Below are 20,141 nucleotides of genomic sequence, written 5' to 3' on the forward strand. Positions count from 1 at the left end.
CTCCTTTGCTTCATGAGGGTTCTAGTCATGCAGAGACGGCAAATGTACGCTATACTTTTAACAGGTGCTCAATCATAAAATCGAATGAATATGGCTGAGAGGACAAGTCCCAAGCAGAACGAACGCTTGCGTACGAAGTCCTTCTTTCATTTATTCGGTTCATTTCAAAGGAGGGAATCTTGTGTCATTGCTTCATTTGGCCATCTTGTTGCCATTACTTGCTAGTATCTTCATCCCATTCTTGTACAAACAGTTTCGCTCCGTGCATACGGGATGGTTCGTCTTGCTCGTCCCTCTTTCGCTCGTTCTTTACTTTAGTCAATACATCAGTCAGACGATGGCTGGGGAGACTGTCACGCAGTCGATGCAGTGGATCCCGTCACTCGGAATCAACTTCGTCGCTTACATCGATGGTCTCGGACTATTGTTCGCCCTGTTGATCACAGGAATCGGGACGCTCGTCGTTCTCTATTCCGTCTATTATCTCGATGCAAAAAAAGAGGCATTGCATAATTTTTATGTCTACTTGCTCCTTTTCATGACGGCGATGCTCGGAATCGTCCTCTCTGACAACATGATCGTCATGTACATGTTCTGGGAGATGACTTCGATTTCTTCATTCCTATTGATCGGGTATTGGTATGAACGGGAACGTTCCCGCTACGGTGCTCAAAAATCAATGTTGATCACCGTCTTTGGTGGACTTTCAATGCTCGGTGGGATCTCGATTCTTTCGTTACTATCCGGCTCGTTCAGTATCCGGGAGTCCCTCAGTACGCTCAGTACGTACAATGATGATCCGATGTTTCTTGTTGCACTCGTCCTCTTTTTATTGGCAGCCTTTACGAAATCGGCTCAATTCCCGTTTCATATTTGGTTACCGGATGCGATGGAAGCGCCGACACCGGTCAGTGCCTACCTTCACTCGGCAACGATGGTCAAAGCCGGTCTCTATCTCGTCGCTCGGATGAGTCCGATTTTCGCCGAGACGCCACTTTGGTTCTATCTTGTCTCTGGCGTCGGAATGTTCACGCTATTCTGGGGATCTCTCAACGCTGTCAAACAAGTCGATTTAAAAGCAATATTAGCTTACTCGACGATTTCTCAGCTCGGTCTCATCATGTCGCTCCTCGGTTTAGGGGCCGCTGCTTTGCAGGTCGAGGCACTGCCTGACAGTTTATATACGATCGCGACCGTCGCGGCCGTCTTCCACTTGATTAATCACGCGACCTTTAAAGGAAGCTTGTTCATGATGGCGGGAATCGTTGACCACGAAACCGGAACACGCGATTTACGTAAGCTCGGTGGTCTATCACAATTGATGCCGGTCACGTTTACAATTGCGATGATTGGAACGTTGTCGATGGCAGGTGTCCCACCATTCAACGGCTTCCTAAGTAAAGAGATGTTCTTGACTGGAGTCAACGAAGTATCTGAATCCGGCTTATTCCATCTCGAAACGTTCGGCTTCTTATTCCCACTTTTCGCCGTCGTCGGAAGTATCTTTACATTTGTTTATAGTTTACTGATCGTCTACCGGACGTTCCTTGGACCAAAACAGCATGATCAGTTACCAAAAAAACCACACGAAGCACCAATCGGGATGTTGATCTCACCTATCATTTTGGCTTCACTCGTCATCTTGATCGGTCTTTTCCCGAATATGTTGTCGGAAACGATCATCCGTCCGGCAACCGAAGCGATCTTACCGCAGGTCCTAGCTGCTGGTGGTGAAATTGATGTCCACATCAAGCTTTGGCACGGATTGAATCTTGAACTTCTCTTCACCGTCATCATCATTACGGTCGGGTTCATCTTGTTCAAGACCTTCCCGAAATGGCAGTCACTCTATAATCGGATGCCGAAAAGTTTCTCGCTGAACCATCAATACGATGGCTTGTTACGCCGCGGTGAAAAAGTTTCGACGGCGATTCACGATGCGGTCATGACCGGATATATGCGATCTTATCTCGTTTATATTTTCGGATTCATTGTCCTCCTCGTGTTATCGAGCCTATTTTTCTTCGATGCCTTTGCCTTCGACGTCGATCCCTTAAGCTCGATTTCCGCTTACGAAATCATCTTAGTGCTTGTCCTCGTCAGCAGTGCGCTTTCGATCACGTTCGCTCGGTCGCGTTTGACATCAATCATCTTGCTTGGTGTTGCCGGTTATTCGGTCGCTTTGTTCTTCGTCTTGTTCCGGGCACCGGATCTCGCTTTGACACAACTGGTCATCGAGACGGTTTCTGTCGCACTGTTCCTGCTAGTGTTCTACCACATGCCGGAAATCAGTCGTAAAGAAGAACGGATTAAGTTTAAACTAGGAAATGCTGCGATTTCAGTATTGGTTGGTCTCAGCGTGACGCTCGTTGCCCTGTCATCGCTTAGCCAACGCTCGTTTGCCTCAATTGCTAAATACTATATTGATAACGTGTATGAATTGGCGGCTGGTGGTAATATGGTCAACGTCATCCTCGTTGATTTCCGCGGTTTTGATACACTGTTCGAAATCAGCGTGCTTGCCATTGCTGGTCTTGGCATCTACGCGATGATTCACTTCAGAAAGACAGGAGGCATCGACAAATGAAAAAACCAATGAAAAAGAATACGAATGACGTCATTCTAGAGTCGGCGACGACGTTCATCACCTTCATTATTTTCTTGTTTGCCGTCTACCTGTTCTTCGCTGGACACTATACGCCAGGTGGCGGATTCATCGGTGGACTAGTCACTGCATCTGCTCTCGTGTTGATTTTGCTTGCCTTCGACATTAAGACGCTTCGGCAAATCCTGCCGTTCGACTACAAGATGGTGACAGCCGTCGGGATGTTGATCGCCGTTTTAACGGCGTCCGGTGCCTTACTGTTTAATGTACCGTTCTTCACCCATGCCCACGGGTACTTTGATTTACCATTGTTCGGAAAAACGTCTTTGCATACGGCCATGCTATTTGACCTCGGTGTCTACTTCGTCGTCGTCGGCGTCACGATGACGATCATTCAAACGATTGGGGAGAGTGATTAACAGATGGAGATTATCATGGCGATAGCTGCAGGCATCTTGACGATGTGTGCCGTCTATCTCATTCTTTCAAAAAGTATTTTACGCATCATCATCGGAACCGGCTTACTCAGTCACGCTGCCCACTTACTCGTCATGACGATGGGTGGACTGAAGACTGGTGCTGCGCCTGTCCTTGAAGACGGAGTGACGAAATATACCGACCCACTCCCGCAAGCGCTTGTCTTGACCGCAATCGTCATTAGTTTCGGGGTAACAGCATTTTTCCTCGTTCTTGCCTACCGAGCGTATCAAGAGCTTGGGACCGATAATATCGAGGAAATGAAAGGAACCGATACGAATGATTAATTTACCGCTATTACCGATTTTAATTCCACTGCTGACTGGTGTCTTGTTGATGTTTTTCACGAAACGTCTGTGGATGCAACGTATCGTGTCCTTCTTGTCGACGCTGTTGACGATTGGTGTCTCGCTTTACCTCGTCTCTCAAGTCAAGGCAAACGGGATTTTGACAGTCACACTCGGCAGTTGGCCGGCACCGTTCGGCATCACACTCGTTTCAGATATGTTGTCCGCCTTACTCGTTTTGACGACGAGCGTGCTCGTTTTCTTCGTCATTTGGTATTCGATGACGTATCTGTCGGAGCAACATCAACGTTTTTATTACTACATCGCCGTTCAGTTTTTGCTCGTCGGTGTCAATGGCGCCTTTACGACCGGTGATATTTTTAACATGTTCGTCTTCTTTGAAGTCTTCTTGATTTCATCATATGTCCTGATTGTGCTCGGTGGTAAACCGGCGCAGTTACGCGAATCGTTGAAGTATCTGTTGGTCAATGTCATTTCATCTGCTTTGTTCGTCATGACGGTCGCTTTTTTATATGGCATCATCGGCACGCTTAATATGGCAGATATCTCGCAAAAGATTTCTGAAATCAATCAGCCCGGAATCTTGAGTGTCATCGCGATTTTATTTTTAGTCGTCTTCGGCTTAAAAGGAGCGATTTTCCCGCTTTATTTTTGGTTACCTGGCTCGTACCAAGTGCCACCGACACCCGTCCTCGCCTTGTTCGGCGCTCTCTTGACGAAAGTCGGTGTCTATGGCATCTTGCGGACGTATAGTTTGTTCTTTTCGAACGAAATCGGGATCATCCACTCGCTTCTTGGTGGACTGGCACTGGCGACCATCATCATCGGTGTCATCGGCGCCCTCGCGACAAAAGATGCGAAACAAATCTTAATCTACAACATCATTGTTGCCGTCGGCGTCATTCTTTACGGCGTTTCCGTCATGACTCGTCAGTCGCTCGAAGGAGCCGTCTTCTACCTGCTACATGATATGTTAATTAAAGCAGCTCTCTTCTTGCTCGTCGGTATCATGATCGGAATTGCCGGCTCGAGCCGTTTGAAAAGCATGGGCGGGATGATTAAAGCCTATCCGTTGCTCGGTTGGACGTATTTCATCGCTGCCTTGTCCTTGGCTGGTATCCCACCGTTCAGCGGGTTCATTGGTAAACTATTGATCGTCCGTGGCGGGATTGAAGCGGGTGACCTCGTCGGACCGTTCATCGTTCTTGCGTCAAGTTTGCTTGTCCTCTATTCCGTCATGCAAATCTTCATTCGCGGATTTTGGGGCACACCGAAGACGTATACGGGTTCACGACGTCACCTCGTCAAACAATTGCTCGCTCCATCAATTCTTTTAGTAATGATTACCGTCGCCTATGGGGTCGGGGCAGAAGCCGTTCGTCCATTCATCACTCAAGCCGTTGATCCGCTCGTCGATCCATCACTTTATATTCAAGCTGTACTGAAGGAGGGCTAATCGATGCCATTTCAATTAATGCTCAATGCTTTTTTAGCCGTCTTATGGATGTTTCTATCGAACTCCTTCACGACTTCGTCATTCATCGTCGGTTATCTGCTCGGGTTGATTGCGATGTTCGCGATGCGTCGTGGTTTCAGTAGTCGGTTTTATCTCGGTCCGGTCATCGCTCTAGTTCGCCTCTCGATTCGGTTTCTTTACGAATTGGTCGTTGCGAATATCGAAGTTTTGGCCGTCATCTTAAAACCGCGACTCGATATTCAGCCTGGTATCTTTGCGTACGAGACGACGTTAAAGAAAAACTGGGAGATTACGTTACTTTCTATGTTAATTACGTTGACACCCGGAACACTCGTCGTCGATATCTCAGATGATAATAAAACACTGTATATCCACGCGCTTCATATGCCAGAAGCGGATGAAGCTGTCGCTGCCATCCGGAATAGTTTTGAAAAAGCGATTTTGGAGGTGAGTCGATAATGTTCGAAATGCTGATCTATATCGCACTCGGAGGCGTTTTCATTTCCATGATTGGTTTGTTTTACCGCGTCATCAAAGGACCCTCGATTGCTGATCGCGTCATCGCACTTGATTCAATCGGCATCAGTTTAATCTCCATCGTCGGTTTAGTATCCGTTCTCTTACGGACAAGTGACTATTTAGAAGTCATCTTGTTAATCGGGATTTTAGCTTTCATCGGGACAGTCGCCTTCTCGAAATTCATTGAGAAAGGAGAGATCATCGAACGTGATCGCAATAAATGAAATCTTCGTAGTCGCCTTTGCTTTAATTGGAGCCTTTTTCAGCATCGTCGCGGCTCTCGGGCTGATTCGTCTACCCGATATCTATACGCGCGCACACGCAGCCTCTAAGAGCGCCACACTCGGCGTCATGAGTATTCTAATCAGCGTCATCATTTTCTTCGTGACAGAAGAAGGACTCTTTTCATCACGAACATTTTTAGGTATCTTGTTCGTCCTGACGACAGCACCAATCGGAAGTCATTTAATCGCCCGTGCTGCCTACTACAGTGACGTTCCCTTATGGAAAGGATCCGTTCAAGACGACCTCTCGAAAAACAAAGAACATGTCATGCCCAAAAAACGCGTCAATCGTGATAATTGATGCTCGTGAATTCAACATAAAAAGGACATCATCCTCCGAATTTTTACGGAAGATGATGTCCTTTTTCGTGAACGTCGTCACGGGTTTACGATTGAATTGATGTCGTTTCTGTTGCAAATAAAAAGGTTAGCTCCTCTTTATTTTCAACGAGCTCTGCTAACGTATGCTGTTCAAGTTCTTTCAAAAAGGCGCGTAAGGCGCGTCCAAGAATCCCTTTTAAGTGACAATTCGGCTCAATGATGCACCGGCCTTCTTCAGAAAAACATTCAACGATTTCCATCGGTTCCATCTCACGTACGACTTGTCCGATATTGATGTTTGCTGGATCCTTTATCAATCGTAATCCACCTGTCCGTCCACGCGTCGATTCCACGTAACCGAGTTTCGTCAACTGTTGCGTGACTTTCATCAAATGATTCGCTGAAATTCCATAATGGCTCGCGATCATCGGCATCGGCGTAATTCTATCTCGGTGAACACCGAGATAGATCAGGACCCGTAATCCATAATCCGTATATTGTGTGATGCGCATCCAACCCGTCCTTTCTCAAGCGTCTTAAAACAATTTTAATTCATCCGAATTTTCTATGCCTAGCGTACCATTTTTTAGATAGAATCTGAAAATCAAATGTCCGATTTAAATTTTTCCATCTCACGCGTTTCGGCGAATAAACCGTTTTTTCATACAAGCATACGTAAGCACATCGCTCTTGGATCGTTTTTTTATGAATGATAAAAAAAATCAGCTACCTCCTTCCATAATGGGAGACAACTGATTTTTCTTGTATTCATTTATTTTTTTTATTCAGAGCGTGCAACACTTCATTAAATCGATCGGCATAGTTCGTAAAGACACCCGTCACCCCGTAATCAAGCATCCGCTCCATGTCGACTTTTTCGTTGACTGTATAGGGGTGGAGCAATAACCCACGCTCGCGGATCATCGCTGTATTTTCCCGCGTCAATCCTTTAAAGGACGGTCCGAGTCCGACTGCGTACGTCTGTAGCTCGTCGAGTGCCTCAGGCGTCATCGCTTTGACCGTCGCCGCGTCCATCAATTGAACGAGCGGAAGACGTGCATCCAGCTGTTTGACTTTCAACAAACTTTCTTGACTGAATGATTGAATCATAACTTGCCCCGGTTTGACGTGATCGCTTGATAGACCATGACGTTGTAACGTTTTCAGTAATTTTTCTTCCATGCCCGGGTAAACTTCAGGTGATTTTGTTTCAATATAATAGTTCGCATGTTTGCCATACGTATCAAAAATCTCATCGAGTGTCGGAACTTGCAGTCCCTTATATTCAGCCTTCGCATATTCAGGGTTCGCCGTATTAAACCAGCTTCCTGCATCAAGTCGCTTGATTTCTGCTAACGTCTTGTCTTTGACGGCACCTGTTCCGTTTGTCGTCCGGTCGACCGTCTCATCGTGCATCGCAATCAGCTTACCATCTTTCGTCATCTGTAAATCGATTTCGATGTAGTCGGCTTTTAATTTTTTATGACTTAATTGGTATGCAGTCATTGTATGTTCTGGTGCATAACCAGAAGCACCGCGGTGGGCGATGTTGACGACTCGATCCGGATCGAGTAACCCGTGTTTCTGTTGATGTGCCGAAGCATCGATGATTCCAAAACTTGTTGCAACGATTGCTCCTGTAAGTACGGTAACGCCAATCTGTTTCATCATGTTGTATTTCCCCCTTGAAAGTAACTTACAGACTGAATCTTACGCTGTGACTGTGAAGGAAACATGGAGTGCGGGTGAAGAAGTTTTTAGAAACGATGACAACGATGTAACACTAAAAAACAATATCTCTGTCAATTATTAAGCGCACTTCTAATCGTGCTCTTCTTGTATGGTACACTTTGAATAGGGAATTATTCCCTGTAACTTCAACATCACTCAAGGAGGGCTCCAGTATGAAAGCAGCAGTATGGTACGGGCGAAAAGACTTACGAGTAGAAGAAGTTGAATTAGCAGAAATGAAAGACAACGAAGTTCAAGTAAGGGTCGCATGGGCTGGGATTTGCGGAAGTGACTTGCATGAGTATGAAGAGGGTCCCGTTTTCATGCCTAGTCAAACAGAAGATATGTTGACGGGTCAGAAGACTCCATTAACCATGGGACATGAGTTCGCTGGAGTAGTCGAAAAAGTCGGCGCACAAGTCTCTGGAATCAATCCAGGTGACCGTGTTGCGATTAATCCGACTTTGACACACGGCAACAAACATGAAGATGTAGATATATATGATGGGTTCAGTTTTATTGGATTACATGGAAATGGCGGATTTACTCGGTTTGCGAACGTCCCACAAGATAACGTGTATATCTTGCCTAAATCGTTATCCCTTCAAGATGGCGCTTTAGTAGAACCGATGGCCGTTGCCGTGCAAGCTGTGAAAGAATCTGGTTTACAATTTGGTAATACAGTTGCAGTATTTGGAGCTGGTCCGATTGGTTTAGTAACGATCGTAGCTGCAAAAGCTGCTGGAGCAAGCAGAATCATTGCTCTTGACCTTTCAGAAACTCGTCTAGAAAAAGCGAAAGAGATGGGGGCAACAGATACAATTAATCCAGGTGAAGTAGATGCAATCGAAGCGATTAAGCACTTAGAAAAAGAAGGTGTCGCTATTACTTTTGAAGTAGCAGGAGTTGGTCCCACTTTCAAACAGGCGATTGATGCGACAAAAGCGAGAGGCACTATGGTGATCGTCTCGATCTTTGCAGGTCCTATCGAATGGAATCCGATGCAACTGACCGGAAGTGGCGTTAAAATCACTTCAACCATCGCTTACTCTCCAACTACTTTCCAACAAACCGTCGATTTGATGGGGACAGGTCAACTTAAACCACAAGGTATAGTGACGGATCAGATTCAATTAGAAGAGATTGTCGAAAAAGGGTTCGAGACCTTAAGCAATGACAAGTCTCAAGCTAAAATCCTAGTTGAACTGAGCGGCGAGCTGTGAAATGTTCGAACCCCATGCGAGACCCTGCTCCTCGTGTCTGAGGGCAGTACGGGAAGAATGAATCTTTCTTCGGATGACATGATTTAGTATAAAAAACAGGCATTCCCCTATTCCCTAGGAGAATGCCTGTTATTTTTAAGATTTACGCTTCAAAAATCAACGACTCTGGGTCTTCAAGTAAGTCTTTGATGTGTTTCAAGAACGTCACGGCTTCTTTTCCGTCAACGATCCGGTGATCGTATGAAAGTGCGACATACATCATCGGACGGTTTGCCATCCGTTCTGCATCGATTGCGACAGGACGTAAGTTGATCGCATGCATCCCGAGAATCGCAACTTGTGGACCGTTCAAGATTGGTGTCGACATCAATGAACCGAATGTCCCACCATTCGTGATCGTAAACGTCCCACCTGTTAAATCAGACAATCCTAATTTATTATCGCGTGCTTTAACAGCCAGACTGATGATATCTTTTTCAATCTCACCAAAGTTCTTTTTGTCCGCGTCACGAACGACTGGCACGACAAGCCCGTCTGGCGCAGACACGGCGATTCCGATATCATAGAATTTTTTAAGAACGATTTCGTCGCCTTGGATTTCAGCATTCAAGTACGGCATTTTTTTCAATGCTGCGACGGCTGCTTTCGTAAAGAAGGACATGAAACCAAGTTTGACATCGTTGTCTTTGACGAATTTTTCTTGACGCCGTTTCCGTAATGCCATCACGGCCGACATATCGATTTCGTTGAATGTCGTCAACATCGCTGCCGTCTGTTGCACTTCGACGAGACGGTTGGCAATCGTCTTACGACGACGTGACATTTTAATCCGTTCTTCCGGTTTACCTGGAGCTGCTTGTGCTGGTGCTTTCGGTGCCGGTGTTGCTTGTTTTTCCTGAACAGGTGCTTGTTCGCGTGGTGAAACTTCGAACGTCGCAACGTCTTGGACACGAATCCGACCGAGCGGGTCTTGTGTCGCCACTTGCGCGAGATCAATCCCTTTTTCCCGTGCCAATTTCCGAGCCGCCGGAGAAGCGATCGGACGATCAGCCGCTGACGTTTTTTCAGTTGCTGCGACTGCGACCGGTTGTTCTTTTTCAGGTTGCTTCGCTTCTTCTTGTTTCGGTTCTGCCTTCGGCGCTTCTGCTTGTTTCGGCGCTTCGGCTTCTCCGCCAACCGTGATGATGGCGATTGTTTCCCCGACACGTACCGTATCCCCTTCTGCTGCCATCACTTCTGATAATGTTCCCGCTTCGTCTGACGGTACTTCGATGTTTACTTTGTCCGTTTCCAGTTCAACGATTGCTTCCCCTTTTTCTACGTGATCGCCCGGTTGTTTCAACCATGAAGCGACCGTCCCCTCTGTAATTGATTCGGCAAGTTCTGGTACTTTGATTTCCATCGTTTTTGTCCCCCTATGACTATGGTTCAATCTCTGCTAAATCGCTTTCGTTACGCGTTCGTATTCGACGCTTCTTGTTCGTTCTCCGTCCGTGCTGCTGTCCGAGTCAACGCATCATGAATGATACGCGCTTGTTCGACTTTGTGACCGGTCGGATCTCCTTCAGCCGTACTCGACCGGCGTCTACGACCGATATAACGGACTTGTGTGATCCCGTTAGGTGCGATGGACTCAAGACGTGGTTCGATATAAGACCACGCGCCCATGTTTTTCGGTTCTTCTTGGACCCAAACGATTTCTGTCACATTCGGATAACGCGCGACTAACGCTTTCAACTGTTTCGCCGGGAACGGATAGATTTCCTCGACGCGGACGATATGCAGCCAGTCATACGACTCGTCCGACTTCGCGAGTGCATCCGCTAAATCAATCGCGACTTTACCCGTTGCGAACACAAGACGTTCGACGCGTTCCGGTGATTGACCTAACCCCTCTTGTTCGACGATTCGCTTGAACGAACCCGACGTCAATTCCGACAAGTCCGATGTCGCAAGCGGATGACGAAGTAAACTTTTCGGCGTCATCACGACGAGCGGACGGACTTCGTCTTTGCCGAGAATGGCGGCTTGACGACGCAACAAGTGGAAATACTGCGCTGCGCTCGTGACGTTCGCGACGGTCCAGTTCTTCTCACCGGATAATGTCAAGAAACGTTCCAAGCGACCACTCGAGTGTTCTGGACCTTGCCCTTCGTACCCATGTGGCAAGAGCATGACAAGACCTGATGTTTGACCCCACTTCGCGCGGCTTGCCGTGATGAATTGATCAAAGATGACTTGCCCCGAGTTTGCAAAGTCACCGTATTGCGCTTCCCACAAGACAAGTGTCTCTGGTGCAAAGACGTTATACCCATATTCAAACCCGAGTACGCCAGCTTCCGATAACGGACTGTTATAGACGGCGAATGATGCTTGCGCTGACTCTAACTCGTGCATCGGTGAGAATGATTTCCCTGTTTTCACATCATTCAAGTTAATGTTCCGTTGTGCAAACGTTCCTCGCTCCGAATCTTGACCACTGAGACGGATTGGTGTACCGTCTGACAAAATCGAAGCAAAGGCAAGCGTTTCGGCATGTCCCCAGTCAATTCCCTTGTTCGTCGTTAAAGCATCCGTCCGCCGTTTTAAAACTTTTTCAAGCTTATGGAAGACCGTGAACCCACTCGGCCATGCGAGTAGCTGGTCATTGTAATGAATCAATTTGTCCTTCTCGACCCCCGTCTCAATCGACGGAACCCCTTTGAATACGACATCCGGCATGATGCCCCCGTATTCTTTTTCGACGTTTGGTACTTTTTCGCGCGCCGCTTTCATCACATCACTAATCTCAGCTTCGATCGTTTTGACTTCCTCTTGCGATACTTCCCCGCGTTCGACAAGATCTTTTGCATAGAGGACACGCGCTGTGTCATGTTTATGGATCAACTCATACAGGACCGGGTTCGTATTCATCGGCTCATCCATCTCATTGTGACCAAATCGGCGATATCCAATCAAATCAATCAAGACGTCTTTGTTGAACTTCGCACGGTATTCGCTTGCTAAGAGCGCGACTGCTAAACAGGTTTCCGGCTGATCCGCATTGACGTGGAAGATCGGAATCTCATAACCTTTCGCTAAGTCACTCGAATAACGTGTCGACCGTGAATCGGTTGGCTCTGTCGTGAAGCCAATCGTGTTGTTGGCGATGATATGAATCGTACCGCCCGTGTTGTATCCCTTCAAGTTCGTCATGTTCAACGTCTCTGCGACGATTCCTTGACCAGGGAAGGCAGCATCACCATGAATTAAAATTGCGGCTGCTTTATTTTGACTTTGCGTCGGCATCCCCTTGCCGGAACGATCGTCTTGCGCCGCCCGTGTGAATCCTTCGACGACAGGATCGACGAACTCGAGGTGTGATGGGTTGTTCGCAAGTGTCACGTGGACGTTCGTCGATTGTTGTTCCATTTTGCGATTGAGCCCGAGGTGATACTTAACATCGCCTGTCCAACCATACGTAATTCCGATTGACCCTTCTGACGGGACAAGGTCATGATTTGGCGCGTGCTGGAACTCTGCGAAAATCATTTCGTACGGTTTCCCGAGCACGTGAGCGAGCACGTTCAAGCGTCCACGGTGAGCCATCCCGATATTGATCGTTTCTGAACCGTTCGCAATCAAGTGACCGATAATCGTATCAAGCAATGGAACCATCGCGTCGAGTCCTTCGATTGAAAAACGTTTTTGTCCGACATATGTTTTATGAAGAAACTTCTCGAATAACTCTGTTTCAGCTAGTCGTTTGAACAATTGTTTCTTTTGGTCACGCGTCAGTTTCGCCGTCAATGCGCCTTGTTCGACTTTTTGACGTAACCATTTCTTTTCGTCTAAATCATCAACATGTTGGAGTTCGACTGCCGCCGCTCCCGTGTATTGCGCTTTTAAATGCTCGATCGCTTCGAATGCGTCCGAAAGACCTGCAGGTGGATCTGGACAAACGAGTGAGACCGGCATCGTCCGTAAATCTGCCTCCGTTAATCCGAACTGCTCTAATTCAAGCAATTCGTTCTCACGCGGATGATCTTTCAACGGATAAATATCTGCCGCAAGGTGACCCTTCGCCCGAATGCGTTCCGCGAGACGATGCGCCGCTAAATATTTTTCGAAATCCCCTGTTTCTACGTGCACTGGTGTGACGGTTTCTGTGACCGGAGCACCATGTGTCTCAAAATAAACACGCGTCTCTTCGTCAATCGAAGAAGCATCTTCTAAAAATCGTTCATACATCTCGATGATGTACCCAAGGTTCGGTCCATAAAATTCTTGTTGCTCCTGTTCCCGGCTTGCCATGTACGGTTCCCCCCGTTTCATTCTTTCACCCTTTGAGCTGCTCAACACAGCCCGTTCCAAGCTCTCTACCTGTTAGCGCTTTCAAATATAATGGCATAAAAAATCGACAGTGGCACGTCCTCTATGAATAAGTAGGATGACCACGTTTGAAGGCGTTTATCAAAATCAGGCGAGAATACTCCCACCTCTAAGCGTCTCAGGGCGAAGCCCAGCGAAGGTGGGAGATGAATCGCCTTCGGGCAAGACGTGCCTTGAGACACGTCAATTGCACGACATTCTTGGTTTAAAAACACTCAAAATCAGGAATAAAATCGATGTCATGTTCTTTGAAAACTGAAGAGATAGGGTTGTGACAGGGAGTTCGTCTGTCACGTAAAATCTTCAACGTTCACCTTGCGGATGACCGAAGTAGCGAAAACCAAGCAAAGTAGGCATCCGCGTAAAAGAAACTGACAAGATTAACTCTCAACCGTCGGGACGACGGGGTTAGCCTGATAAAGTTTCGACCGATAAGTCGGATAACTCAGGAATCTTTCACCTCTTAGCATAGCGTAGGTGGAGGTAGTTCAAACCAAAGTGTTTGCCTTAGTTATTATCTTACTACTTCTGAGCCCTCAGTGCGTTTCGAATTCCCAATTTCTCTGTGGTAAATGTATAAGTTTTTCTTATGATGTCATCTTCAGTAATTTATGATACAAGCATTTCTTTTTTATCCCATGACAAAGAACACAAGTATCCCCGTTAGAGACACTTGTGTTCTGTATTCATAAGACTTTACTTAAAAAAGATTGGGTCCGTTCATGTTGCGGAGAATCAAACAGTTCACTCGGAACATTCTCTTCGACGATATAGCCGCCGTCCATAAAGAGTACGCGATCCCCGACCTCACGGGCGAAGCCCATTTCATGTGTCACGACAATCATCGTCATCCCTTCGATTGCCAATTGTTTCATGACTTCAAGGACATCCCCGACCATCTCCGGATCAAGTGCCGATGTCGGTTCGTCGAACAACATGATTTTCGGATTCATCGCGAGTGCACGGGCAATCGCGACCCGTTGTTTCTGACCTCCCGAGAGTTCACCAGGATAGTTGTCCGCTTTTTCGCGGAGCCCTACCTTATCAAGTAATGCAAGCGCACGTTCCTTTGCTTGTCCCTTTTCCGTTTTACGGACTTTAATCGGTGCGAGCATGACATTATCTAAAACCGTCTTATGCGGAAAGAGATTAAAGTGTTGAAAGACCATCCCGACTTCTTCTCGGACTTTATTGATGTCGACTTTCGGGTCCGTGATATTGTGCTTATCGATGATGACTGTCCCACCTGTAATGTCTTCCAGACGATTCAGACAACGAAGAAACGTACTTTTCCCGGAACCAGATGGCCCAATGACGCAAACGACTTCTTTCTCTTCTACTTCAACGGAGATATCCTTTAAGACTTCATTTTTTCCGAATGACTTTTTTAAGTTATCTACTTGAATGATACTCATCGTAGCGTAAACCTCCGTTCCAAGAATTTCGCTAACATCGACAGCAAATAGATGATGACGAAATACATTAAGCCGACGACGGACCAAACGATGAACGGTTCAAACGTCGTCGCTTGCTGGACTTGTCCTTGTTGCGTCAAATCGGCGATGCCGATAATCGAGAGCAACGAAGTATCCTTTAAACTAATGATTGATTGGTTCGTGATGGTCGGCAACATTCTCCGAAAAGCTTGCGGTAAAATGATTTGGACCATCGTTTGACGGCCCGTCATCCCGAGCGATCGTGCGGCTTCAGTTTGACCTTTGTCAATCGACTGGATGCCGGCCCGGATGATTTCTGCAAAATAGGCCCCTGCATTGATCGCGACCGTCAAAATCCCCGCGTACATCCGGTCCATCGATAACCATTCGAGCGAGTTCAAACCAAAATAAATGAAGAACAGTTGAACGATGAACGGTGTCCCACGGATTACATCGATATAAATGATCGCGATCCCATTTAAAATTTTTAATGGAGACAAGCGCATCAAGGCAACGATGAGACCAATCAAGAATCCTGCGATGACGGCGATGATAAAGATATATAAGGTGACTTGTAACCCATCTAAGAAAAACGGAAATGCAGCTTTTGCTACTTCCATCAGCAGCTCAACTCCCTCATCCTTCACTCAATCTGGTGATTATTTTAAATAACGATCAACGATTTTGTCGTACTCGCCACTGTCTTTTAAATTTGCTAAACCTGTGTTGATTTTTTTCATCAAGTCTTCGTTTTCCCCTTTAAGGACGGCAATCCCGTAATTATCTCCATTTAAACGGTCTCCCACGAGTTTCAGACCAAGGTTTTGTTGTTTATTGGCATACGAGATGACTGGATAGTCTTCAATCAAGGCTGCTGCATTCCCATTTTTGACTTCCTGGAACATCGCTGGACTATCATTGAATTGTGTGACTTTAATGCCTAGCTTATCCGCGTTATCTGTTGCATACTTTGCCCCTGTCGTCCCTTTTTTAACTGCCACCCGTTCCCCTTTTAAATCATCAACCGACTTGATGTCATCATTGTTGTCTTTGACGACAAGAATCAGTCCGGCTTCAAAGTACGGGTCAGAGAAGGTGACGACTTTTTCACGTTCCGGTGTGATACTCATTCCGGCAATCGCGATGTCAAGTTGATCCGCCTGCAGCGCAGGAATGATTCCGCTAAAGTCCATCGCTTCAAATTCAATCTTGAAGTTTTGATCGTCTGCAATCGCTTGAATCAAATCGATATCGATTCCTTTGTACGTATCCCCGTCCTTGTACTCGAATGGTGGATAGGTGACGTCGATCCCGACTTTGTACGTTTTGTCCTCTGACGATGAATCATCATTTGAACCGATGCTACACGCACTTAATACAAACAGACAGCCCATCAATAAAAATAAGATAGAAAAACGTTTATTCATCCTTTTTACCCCCTTCTTTTGAAGGCACGGCCCTCTACTAAGATATTTCCCTTAATAGTGGTCCCTTTGAAACGTCTTTTCGATAAAAAAACTGAATTAAATGAAAAAACTGAATTTTTAACGCGGTAAACGTATCACGATATTAGGTCTTCCATTATTTTCACAGTACAACTTTTCAACCAATGGATAGATGCATTGAAAGTCCGTCACCTGATCGACCTTGCGGACCAAGGGATCCGCAGGAACCAATTATTCGAGTGTGATTCAGAACGATGGTGTTGATTTCGTTTTCCCATCATAGGAAACCCTCCTTCGTGGTATGTTTCTTTTATAATATGAAGGAAAGCTAAATAAGCCTCGATTTCCAATCTAATCGCTTCCTAGTGGAAAGCAAACAGGAGCGACCCTGCCGTGAAGCGAAGCGGCGCGATGTTTGCCACCGGAAGACGATTAGGAAGGAAAAAGAGTACAAAAAAAAGATGGAAAGTCACATGCAAGTGACCTTCCATCTAGTTTGTCTACAGTCTGTGACCTACTAACAGGTCTTCAACTTATGAAAATGCCGCCGAGAGGACTTGAACCTCCACAGTGTTGCCACCACTAGATTCTGAGTCTAGCGCGTCTACCAGTTCCGCCACGACGACATGACGTATATGATATTAGAATACGGAATGGACGAATTTTTGTCAATCCATTCCGCTTTTTCTTATATTTGAACGTCTCTGGCTAGCAAAACACGCCGAACGAATGCCTCGACGACTTCATCGTATCGATCGGGTGCTTCGAAATAAGCCATCGCATGTGCCGCATTCGGAATGACGACAAGTTCTTTCTCCGTCTGGCAGGCATTATACAGTTCATAGACCATCGAGGTCGGAACGAACGTATCTGCCTCCCCATGGATGAATAAGATCGGTACCGTTGCCTTTTTGACTTGTTTTAATGCTGAGGCTTCACTGAAGAAGTAACCGGCTTTTAATTTCGTCAGCACACTCGTCATCGCAAGGAACGGAAAGTGCGGCAAACGATACATCCGTTTCATTTGATACGCGAGGACTGCGTTGACTGATGTATAAGCACAGTCGGAGATGATGCCTTTGACTTGAGCAGGTAATGTTTCCCCGCTCGTCATCAAAACCGTCGCGCCCCCCATCGATACACCATGTAAAAAGACGGAAGAAGTCGTTCCAACGCGTCTGACTAAATAGTCGATCCAGCGCAGACAGTCTTGCCGGTCATGCCACCCGAAACCGATGTAGTTTCCGTCACTTTTTCCGTGACCACGATTGTCCGGCATCAACACATGAAAACCGGCTTGATGATACAGATAGGCGAATCCTGCTAAATCCGTTCCGACACCACCGTAACCATGTACGAGAATGACGACTCGATCGGACGGAACGAGTGGCGGTAAGTAATGTGCCCGAAGCGTCAATCCATCATGTGCTTGCGTCGCGACGAGTTCTAACGGTTGTTCCTTAATCCATGTCTGACCCGGTTGCATCAATCGGACCATCTCGTCACTTAAATCACGGTTGTTCGTCAAGAAGGGTTTCGGGTTCGTTGCGATCGCCATTTCGTAAAAATAATAGCTTGCTGCAAGCATCCCTGATCCAATCACGCCTAAACCAATTTTTGTACCTGTTCGCATCCAGTCCTCACTCCTCGTTGTTATAGTTCGATTTCTAGTTGAGCTGACGACTCTGGATGATCATCTTGTAAGATGTTCTGGCGCAACCGTTGTTCATGCTGCGCCTTCCGGTAAGCGAATTCGCGAATGAGCTCTTGCCCCGCAAATCCCTCTTCAACGATTTGCGATAATAATTCGGTCTCCATCTCGACCATCTCGTCCGGATTACGCATGACGAGAACTTGTCCGACTTGCGCAATCATTACTTCATCCGTCAGCCCGAGTGCATCATAAAAAGGTTCAGGTAACGTCATCCGGCGTGTTTCCGGATTGATGTAGATTCGCTTATATGCACCAAGCGATTGAAAATGTCGTGTCGCCATATGAAATCTCCTTAGTCAAATGTCATGTCAAGCCGTGAATCTTTTCCTTGAAGCGTCACCGTTGCCGTCGCTCCGTTGACGAGTGTCAATTGGGGCGGCTGATGCCCAATGTCTAAATCATAAAAAATCGGGAGTCCTGTCTCTGTAGCAATCATTTGGTAGACATCCAGTAGTGTATAGTCTTCGATTGCCTGACCTGCGCTTGTTCGACCAAACAAAATACCAGTTGCGTAATCAAACCAGCCGGCAAGATGCATCTGCATCAAGGAGCGGTGAAGATCAGTCGCGCTGGCTTCACAGGCTTCGAAGTACCAAAGAATTGGTTCACCCCCGAGGTGTTGTTCTTGAAATGCACGGACATCGCCATAAGGCGTACCGATTAAATGACGGACGGTTTCGAGGCATCCGCCTAGAAGTCGACCCGTCACCTGAGTGATGGATGGATTAAGGGTTTTCCATTCCGTCGGTTGATCGAAATGGAACATAAAGCGCTTAGGGCGGACGTCGTGATTCCAGGCTGTTTGAAACCTTGTCGACATCCACTGGGTCACGGAACCATCACGCGGTGTCGCAAGCACGCGACGCCAAGCAGCTGTCGTCTCGTCCCATTCTTCACTCCTCAACTCAAGCACGTTCGGACCATGTGCTGTCGCAATCCCCGTTTTGACGGTAATTGCGAACAAGACCGTACTCGTATCTGAATATCCGAGTAACCATTTCACCGGCAGTTCAAAAAAATCTAGATGCGATAATATATCTAAGGCACGTTCGCCACCAAACGGCGGAAGGATCGCATCGATATCTGGGTGTTGGAACATCTGCATCAATTCAGATGCCCGAACCGATGCGGTTGTACTTTGTGCTTTCTCTTGTGTCCAAACTGTCTCACCAATCACCGTCTCCATCTGCCGGTCCTCTAAACGTAACTTGGATTCTTCGAGTAAAGGATGGAGCGCATCAGGTAAGCCGGAAGATAATGCTGTTATACCAATTGTTTGCCCTGTCCAGCCGAAAAATGGATACCTCATCTTCTTCCTCCTTCAGTTAACGATTAATTTTCTAAATCGATAATTTCTGATTTTACAAATTCACCAATCTGCTCTACACGTCGACGGAATCGTTCGATTGGGACGATTCGCGCCTCGCGGTGCATCTCTTTTCCGTTTAAAAACAAAAGTAAGACAGGGGCGGTGAAAATGGATAACGCTCCTGCAATTTCGGGAACGTCCGATACATCGACACGCGCTGATCGAATTTCTGGGTGTTCCAACATGATGGGTTCGATTTGTGGGAACAAGGATTCACAGACGGAACAATTCGGGCTTGAGACGTATAAAAAACTAGCACCCGGAACCGAATACCAGGACTGCACGGCATCAATGGACGTCAATCGTGTAAACTCAGCCATCAACAAGACCTCCTTTTAAAAAATGTTGCTCTTATTATACCGCTCTTCGCATAGAGAAACCAAATTTCGTGCTAGCGTTCCCGTGACACAGCAAATGAAAAAACACCTAAAACTGCTTCGGTGACGTCTCTCACACGAAGCAATTTCAGATGTTTTAAAGGGGATCATCTAGTGTCAGTCTGAAGTGTAGCGTATTCTTCGTCCGTAAAGGCGCGGGATCGAGTTAGAAAACGTTTCCCTTCGACCCCTTCAAGCGAAAACATGCCACCGCGCCCATCGACGACATCGATGAGGAGTTGGGTGTGTTTCCAGTACGTATACTGATCTTCATGGATATAAAATGGACAGCCGCCAATCGTCCCAATCAATAAATCGTGATCTGCGAGAAATAAATCCCCCTCCGCAAAGCACATCGGTGAACTGCCATCACAACAACCACCAGATTGATGAAAGATGAGGGGCCCATGTTTTGCTCGTAACTTGTCAATCAACTCGAGCGTCGCCGCTGTAGCAAGGACACGTTCGACCATACGGACACTTC

At 46.7% G+C, this 20,141-nt stretch carries 20 protein-coding genes and 1 tRNA gene; 8 read left to right on the top strand and 13 right to left on the bottom strand.

The features are described 5' to 3' along the window. The first annotated feature begins 181 nt into the window (after positions 1 to 181). The 7 genes from P403_RS0101170 to mnhG are packed head-to-tail and all read left to right on the top strand — an operon-like array spanning position 182 to position 5,971. Positions 182 to 2,587 (top strand): Na+/H+ antiporter subunit A, encoded by a 2,406-nt coding sequence (locus tag P403_RS0101170; RefSeq protein ID WP_029330419.1) that lies wholly within the window; start codon positions 182 to 184, stop codon positions 2,585 to 2,587. Then, entirely contained in the window at positions 2,584 to 3,024 is a 441-nt protein-coding gene (locus P403_RS0101175) for a Na(+)/H(+) antiporter subunit B (protein ID WP_200872396.1), read from the top strand. Before P403_RS0101170 ends, P403_RS0101175 begins: the two co-directional genes overlap by 4 nt. Positions 3,025 to 3,027: 3 nt before the next feature. Further along, complete coding sequence (locus tag P403_RS0101180; RefSeq protein WP_029330423.1) at positions 3,028 to 3,369, top strand: Na(+)/H(+) antiporter subunit C; 342 nt, start codon at positions 3,028 to 3,030, stop codon at positions 3,367 to 3,369. Continuing rightward, complete coding sequence (locus P403_RS0101185; protein ID WP_029330427.1) at positions 3,362 to 4,846, top strand: Na+/H+ antiporter subunit D; 1,485 nt, start codon at positions 3,362 to 3,364, stop codon at positions 4,844 to 4,846. Before P403_RS0101180 ends, P403_RS0101185 begins: the two co-directional genes overlap by 8 nt. 3 nt (positions 4,847 to 4,849) lie before the next feature. Continuing rightward, positions 4,850 to 5,326 carry a Na+/H+ antiporter subunit E gene (locus tag P403_RS0101190; protein ID WP_029330430.1) on the top strand — a complete coding sequence of 159 codons (477 nt, stop codon included), beginning with the start codon at positions 4,850 to 4,852 and terminating at the stop codon, positions 5,324 to 5,326. An 8-nt stretch (positions 5,327 to 5,334) separates the two neighbouring features. Then, positions 5,335 to 5,610, top strand: a complete 276-nt coding sequence (locus tag P403_RS0101195) for a Na(+)/H(+) antiporter subunit F1 (RefSeq protein WP_407716615.1) — start codon at positions 5,335 to 5,337, stop codon at positions 5,608 to 5,610. Further along, a complete protein-coding gene (mnhG, locus tag P403_RS0101200) occupies positions 5,594 to 5,971 on the top strand; it encodes a monovalent cation/H(+) antiporter subunit G (protein ID WP_029330434.1) in 378 nt (125 codons plus the stop codon). Before P403_RS0101195 ends, mnhG begins: the two co-directional genes overlap by 17 nt. 85 nt (positions 5,972 to 6,056) lie before the next feature. On the opposite strand, the gene P403_RS0101205 is transcribed toward mnhG, so the two are convergent. Continuing rightward, the gene (locus P403_RS0101205) at positions 6,057 to 6,503 is read right to left on the bottom strand and encodes an Rrf2 family transcriptional regulator (RefSeq protein ID WP_029330436.1); all 447 of its coding nucleotides are present in this window, start codon (positions 6,501 to 6,503) and stop codon (positions 6,057 to 6,059) included. 256 nt (positions 6,504 to 6,759) lie between these two features. Then, complete coding sequence (locus P403_RS0101210; RefSeq protein WP_029330438.1) at positions 6,760 to 7,662, bottom strand: glycerophosphodiester phosphodiesterase; 903 nt, start codon at positions 7,660 to 7,662, stop codon at positions 6,760 to 6,762. Between the two features lie 233 nt (positions 7,663 to 7,895). Between P403_RS0101210 and P403_RS0101215 the strand changes: the two genes are divergently transcribed. Next, positions 7,896 to 8,945: a 2,3-butanediol dehydrogenase gene (locus tag P403_RS0101215; RefSeq protein ID WP_029330440.1), complete on the top strand. Its 1,050-nt coding sequence runs from the start codon at positions 7,896 to 7,898 to the stop codon at positions 8,943 to 8,945. A 142-nt stretch (positions 8,946 to 9,087) separates the two neighbouring features. Here P403_RS0101215 and odhB read toward each other — a convergent pair whose 3' ends face one another. From odhB to P403_RS0101270, 11 genes are all read right to left on the bottom strand, one after another. Next, positions 9,088 to 10,347, bottom strand: a complete 1,260-nt coding sequence (odhB, locus tag P403_RS0101220; RefSeq protein WP_029330442.1) for a 2-oxoglutarate dehydrogenase complex dihydrolipoyllysine-residue succinyltransferase — start codon at positions 10,345 to 10,347, stop codon at positions 9,088 to 9,090. 50 nt (positions 10,348 to 10,397) lie between these two features. Next, a complete protein-coding gene (locus tag P403_RS0101225) occupies positions 10,398 to 13,259 on the bottom strand; it encodes a 2-oxoglutarate dehydrogenase E1 component (protein WP_051667276.1) in 2,862 nt (953 codons plus the stop codon). A 743-nt stretch (positions 13,260 to 14,002) separates the two neighbouring features. Further along, positions 14,003 to 14,731: an amino acid ABC transporter ATP-binding protein gene (locus tag P403_RS0101230; RefSeq protein ID WP_029330448.1), complete on the bottom strand. Its 729-nt coding sequence runs from the start codon at positions 14,729 to 14,731 to the stop codon at positions 14,003 to 14,005. Next, a complete protein-coding gene (locus P403_RS0101235; protein ID WP_029330450.1) occupies positions 14,728 to 15,372 on the bottom strand; it encodes an amino acid ABC transporter permease in 645 nt (214 codons plus the stop codon). The genes P403_RS0101230 and P403_RS0101235 overlap by 4 nt, the downstream gene beginning before the upstream one ends. Positions 15,373 to 15,411: 39 nt before the next feature. Beyond that, positions 15,412 to 16,179 carry a transporter substrate-binding domain-containing protein gene (locus P403_RS0101240; RefSeq protein ID WP_029330452.1) on the bottom strand — a complete coding sequence of 256 codons (768 nt, stop codon included), beginning with the start codon at positions 16,177 to 16,179 and terminating at the stop codon, positions 15,412 to 15,414. Between the two features lie 560 nt (positions 16,180 to 16,739). Further along, positions 16,740 to 16,823 (bottom strand) — tRNA-Leu (locus tag P403_RS0101245). A gap of 62 nt (positions 16,824 to 16,885) precedes the next feature. Beyond that, the gene (locus P403_RS0101250) at positions 16,886 to 17,830 is read right to left on the bottom strand and encodes an alpha/beta hydrolase (protein WP_029330455.1); all 945 of its coding nucleotides are present in this window, start codon (positions 17,828 to 17,830) and stop codon (positions 16,886 to 16,888) included. A 20-nt stretch (positions 17,831 to 17,850) separates the two neighbouring features. After that, positions 17,851 to 18,192 carry a hypothetical protein gene (locus P403_RS0101255; protein WP_029330457.1) on the bottom strand — a complete coding sequence of 114 codons (342 nt, stop codon included), beginning with the start codon at positions 18,190 to 18,192 and terminating at the stop codon, positions 17,851 to 17,853. Positions 18,193 to 18,203: 11 nt separating this feature from the next. Next, on the bottom strand, positions 18,204 to 19,220 hold the full coding sequence (locus tag P403_RS0101260) for a S66 family peptidase (RefSeq protein WP_029330460.1): 1,017 nt from the start codon (positions 19,218 to 19,220) through the stop codon (positions 18,204 to 18,206). A gap of 23 nt (positions 19,221 to 19,243) precedes the next feature. Beyond that, positions 19,244 to 19,600 carry a thioredoxin family protein gene (locus P403_RS0101265; RefSeq protein ID WP_029330462.1) on the bottom strand — a complete coding sequence of 119 codons (357 nt, stop codon included), beginning with the start codon at positions 19,598 to 19,600 and terminating at the stop codon, positions 19,244 to 19,246. A 164-nt stretch (positions 19,601 to 19,764) separates the two neighbouring features. Then, on the bottom strand, positions 19,765 to 20,130 hold the full coding sequence (locus P403_RS0101270) for a DUF779 domain-containing protein (RefSeq protein WP_029330465.1): 366 nt from the start codon (positions 20,128 to 20,130) through the stop codon (positions 19,765 to 19,767). Between the last annotated feature and the right edge of the window lie 11 nt (positions 20,131 to 20,141).

The organism is Exiguobacterium oxidotolerans JCM 12280, assembly GCF_000702625.1.
Classification (GTDB): Bacteria; Bacillota; Bacilli; order Exiguobacteriales; family Exiguobacteriaceae; genus Exiguobacterium_A; species Exiguobacterium_A oxidotolerans.

What these genes read in the sequence shown, in the direction of transcription:
- P403_RS0101210 (WP_029330438.1), bottom strand. Translation starts at nt 7,662, where the DNA reads ATGATGAAACAGATTGGCGTTACCGTACTTACAGGAGCAATCGTTGCA.
- P403_RS0101235 (WP_029330450.1), bottom strand. Translation starts at nt 15,372, where the DNA reads ATGGAAGTAGCAAAAGCTGCATTTCCGTTTTTCTTAGATGGGTTACAA.
- P403_RS0101230 (WP_029330448.1), bottom strand. Translation starts at nt 14,731, where the DNA reads ATGAGTATCATTCAAGTAGATAACTTAAAAAAGTCATTCGGAAAAAAT.
- P403_RS0101240 (WP_029330452.1), bottom strand. Translation starts at nt 16,179, where the DNA reads ATGAATAAACGTTTTTCTATCTTATTTTTATTGATGGGCTGTCTGTTT.
- P403_RS0101195 (WP_407716615.1), top strand. Translation starts at nt 5,335, where the DNA reads ATGCTGATCTATATCGCACTCGGAGGCGTTTTCATTTCCATGATTGGT.
- P403_RS0101250 (WP_029330455.1), bottom strand. Translation starts at nt 17,830, where the DNA reads ATGCGAACAGGTACAAAAATTGGTTTAGGCGTGATTGGATCAGGGATG.
- P403_RS0101265 (WP_029330462.1), bottom strand. Translation starts at nt 19,600, where the DNA reads ATGGCTGAGTTTACACGATTGACGTCCATTGATGCCGTGCAGTCCTGG.
- P403_RS0101255 (WP_029330457.1), bottom strand. Translation starts at nt 18,192, where the DNA reads ATGGCGACACGACATTTTCAATCGCTTGGTGCATATAAGCGAATCTAC.
- P403_RS0101215 (WP_029330440.1), top strand. Translation starts at nt 7,896, where the DNA reads ATGAAAGCAGCAGTATGGTACGGGCGAAAAGACTTACGAGTAGAAGAA.
- P403_RS0101180 (WP_029330423.1), top strand. Translation starts at nt 3,028, where the DNA reads ATGGAGATTATCATGGCGATAGCTGCAGGCATCTTGACGATGTGTGCC.
- odhB (WP_029330442.1), bottom strand. Translation starts at nt 10,347, where the DNA reads ATGGAAATCAAAGTACCAGAACTTGCCGAATCAATTACAGAGGGGACG.
- P403_RS0101185 (WP_029330427.1), top strand. Translation starts at nt 3,362, where the DNA reads ATGATTAATTTACCGCTATTACCGATTTTAATTCCACTGCTGACTGGT.
- P403_RS0101175 (WP_200872396.1), top strand. Translation starts at nt 2,584, where the DNA reads ATGAAAAAACCAATGAAAAAGAATACGAATGACGTCATTCTAGAGTCG.
- P403_RS0101225 (WP_051667276.1), bottom strand. Translation starts at nt 13,259, where the DNA reads ATGAAACGGGGGGAACCGTACATGGCAAGCCGGGAACAGGAGCAACAA.
- P403_RS0101190 (WP_029330430.1), top strand. Translation starts at nt 4,850, where the DNA reads ATGCCATTTCAATTAATGCTCAATGCTTTTTTAGCCGTCTTATGGATG.
- P403_RS0101205 (WP_029330436.1), bottom strand. Translation starts at nt 6,503, where the DNA reads ATGCGCATCACACAATATACGGATTATGGATTACGGGTCCTGATCTAT.
- P403_RS0101270 (WP_029330465.1), bottom strand. Translation starts at nt 20,130, where the DNA reads ATGGTCGAACGTGTCCTTGCTACAGCGGCGACGCTCGAGTTGATTGAC.
- P403_RS0101260 (WP_029330460.1), bottom strand. Translation starts at nt 19,220, where the DNA reads ATGAGGTATCCATTTTTCGGCTGGACAGGGCAAACAATTGGTATAACA.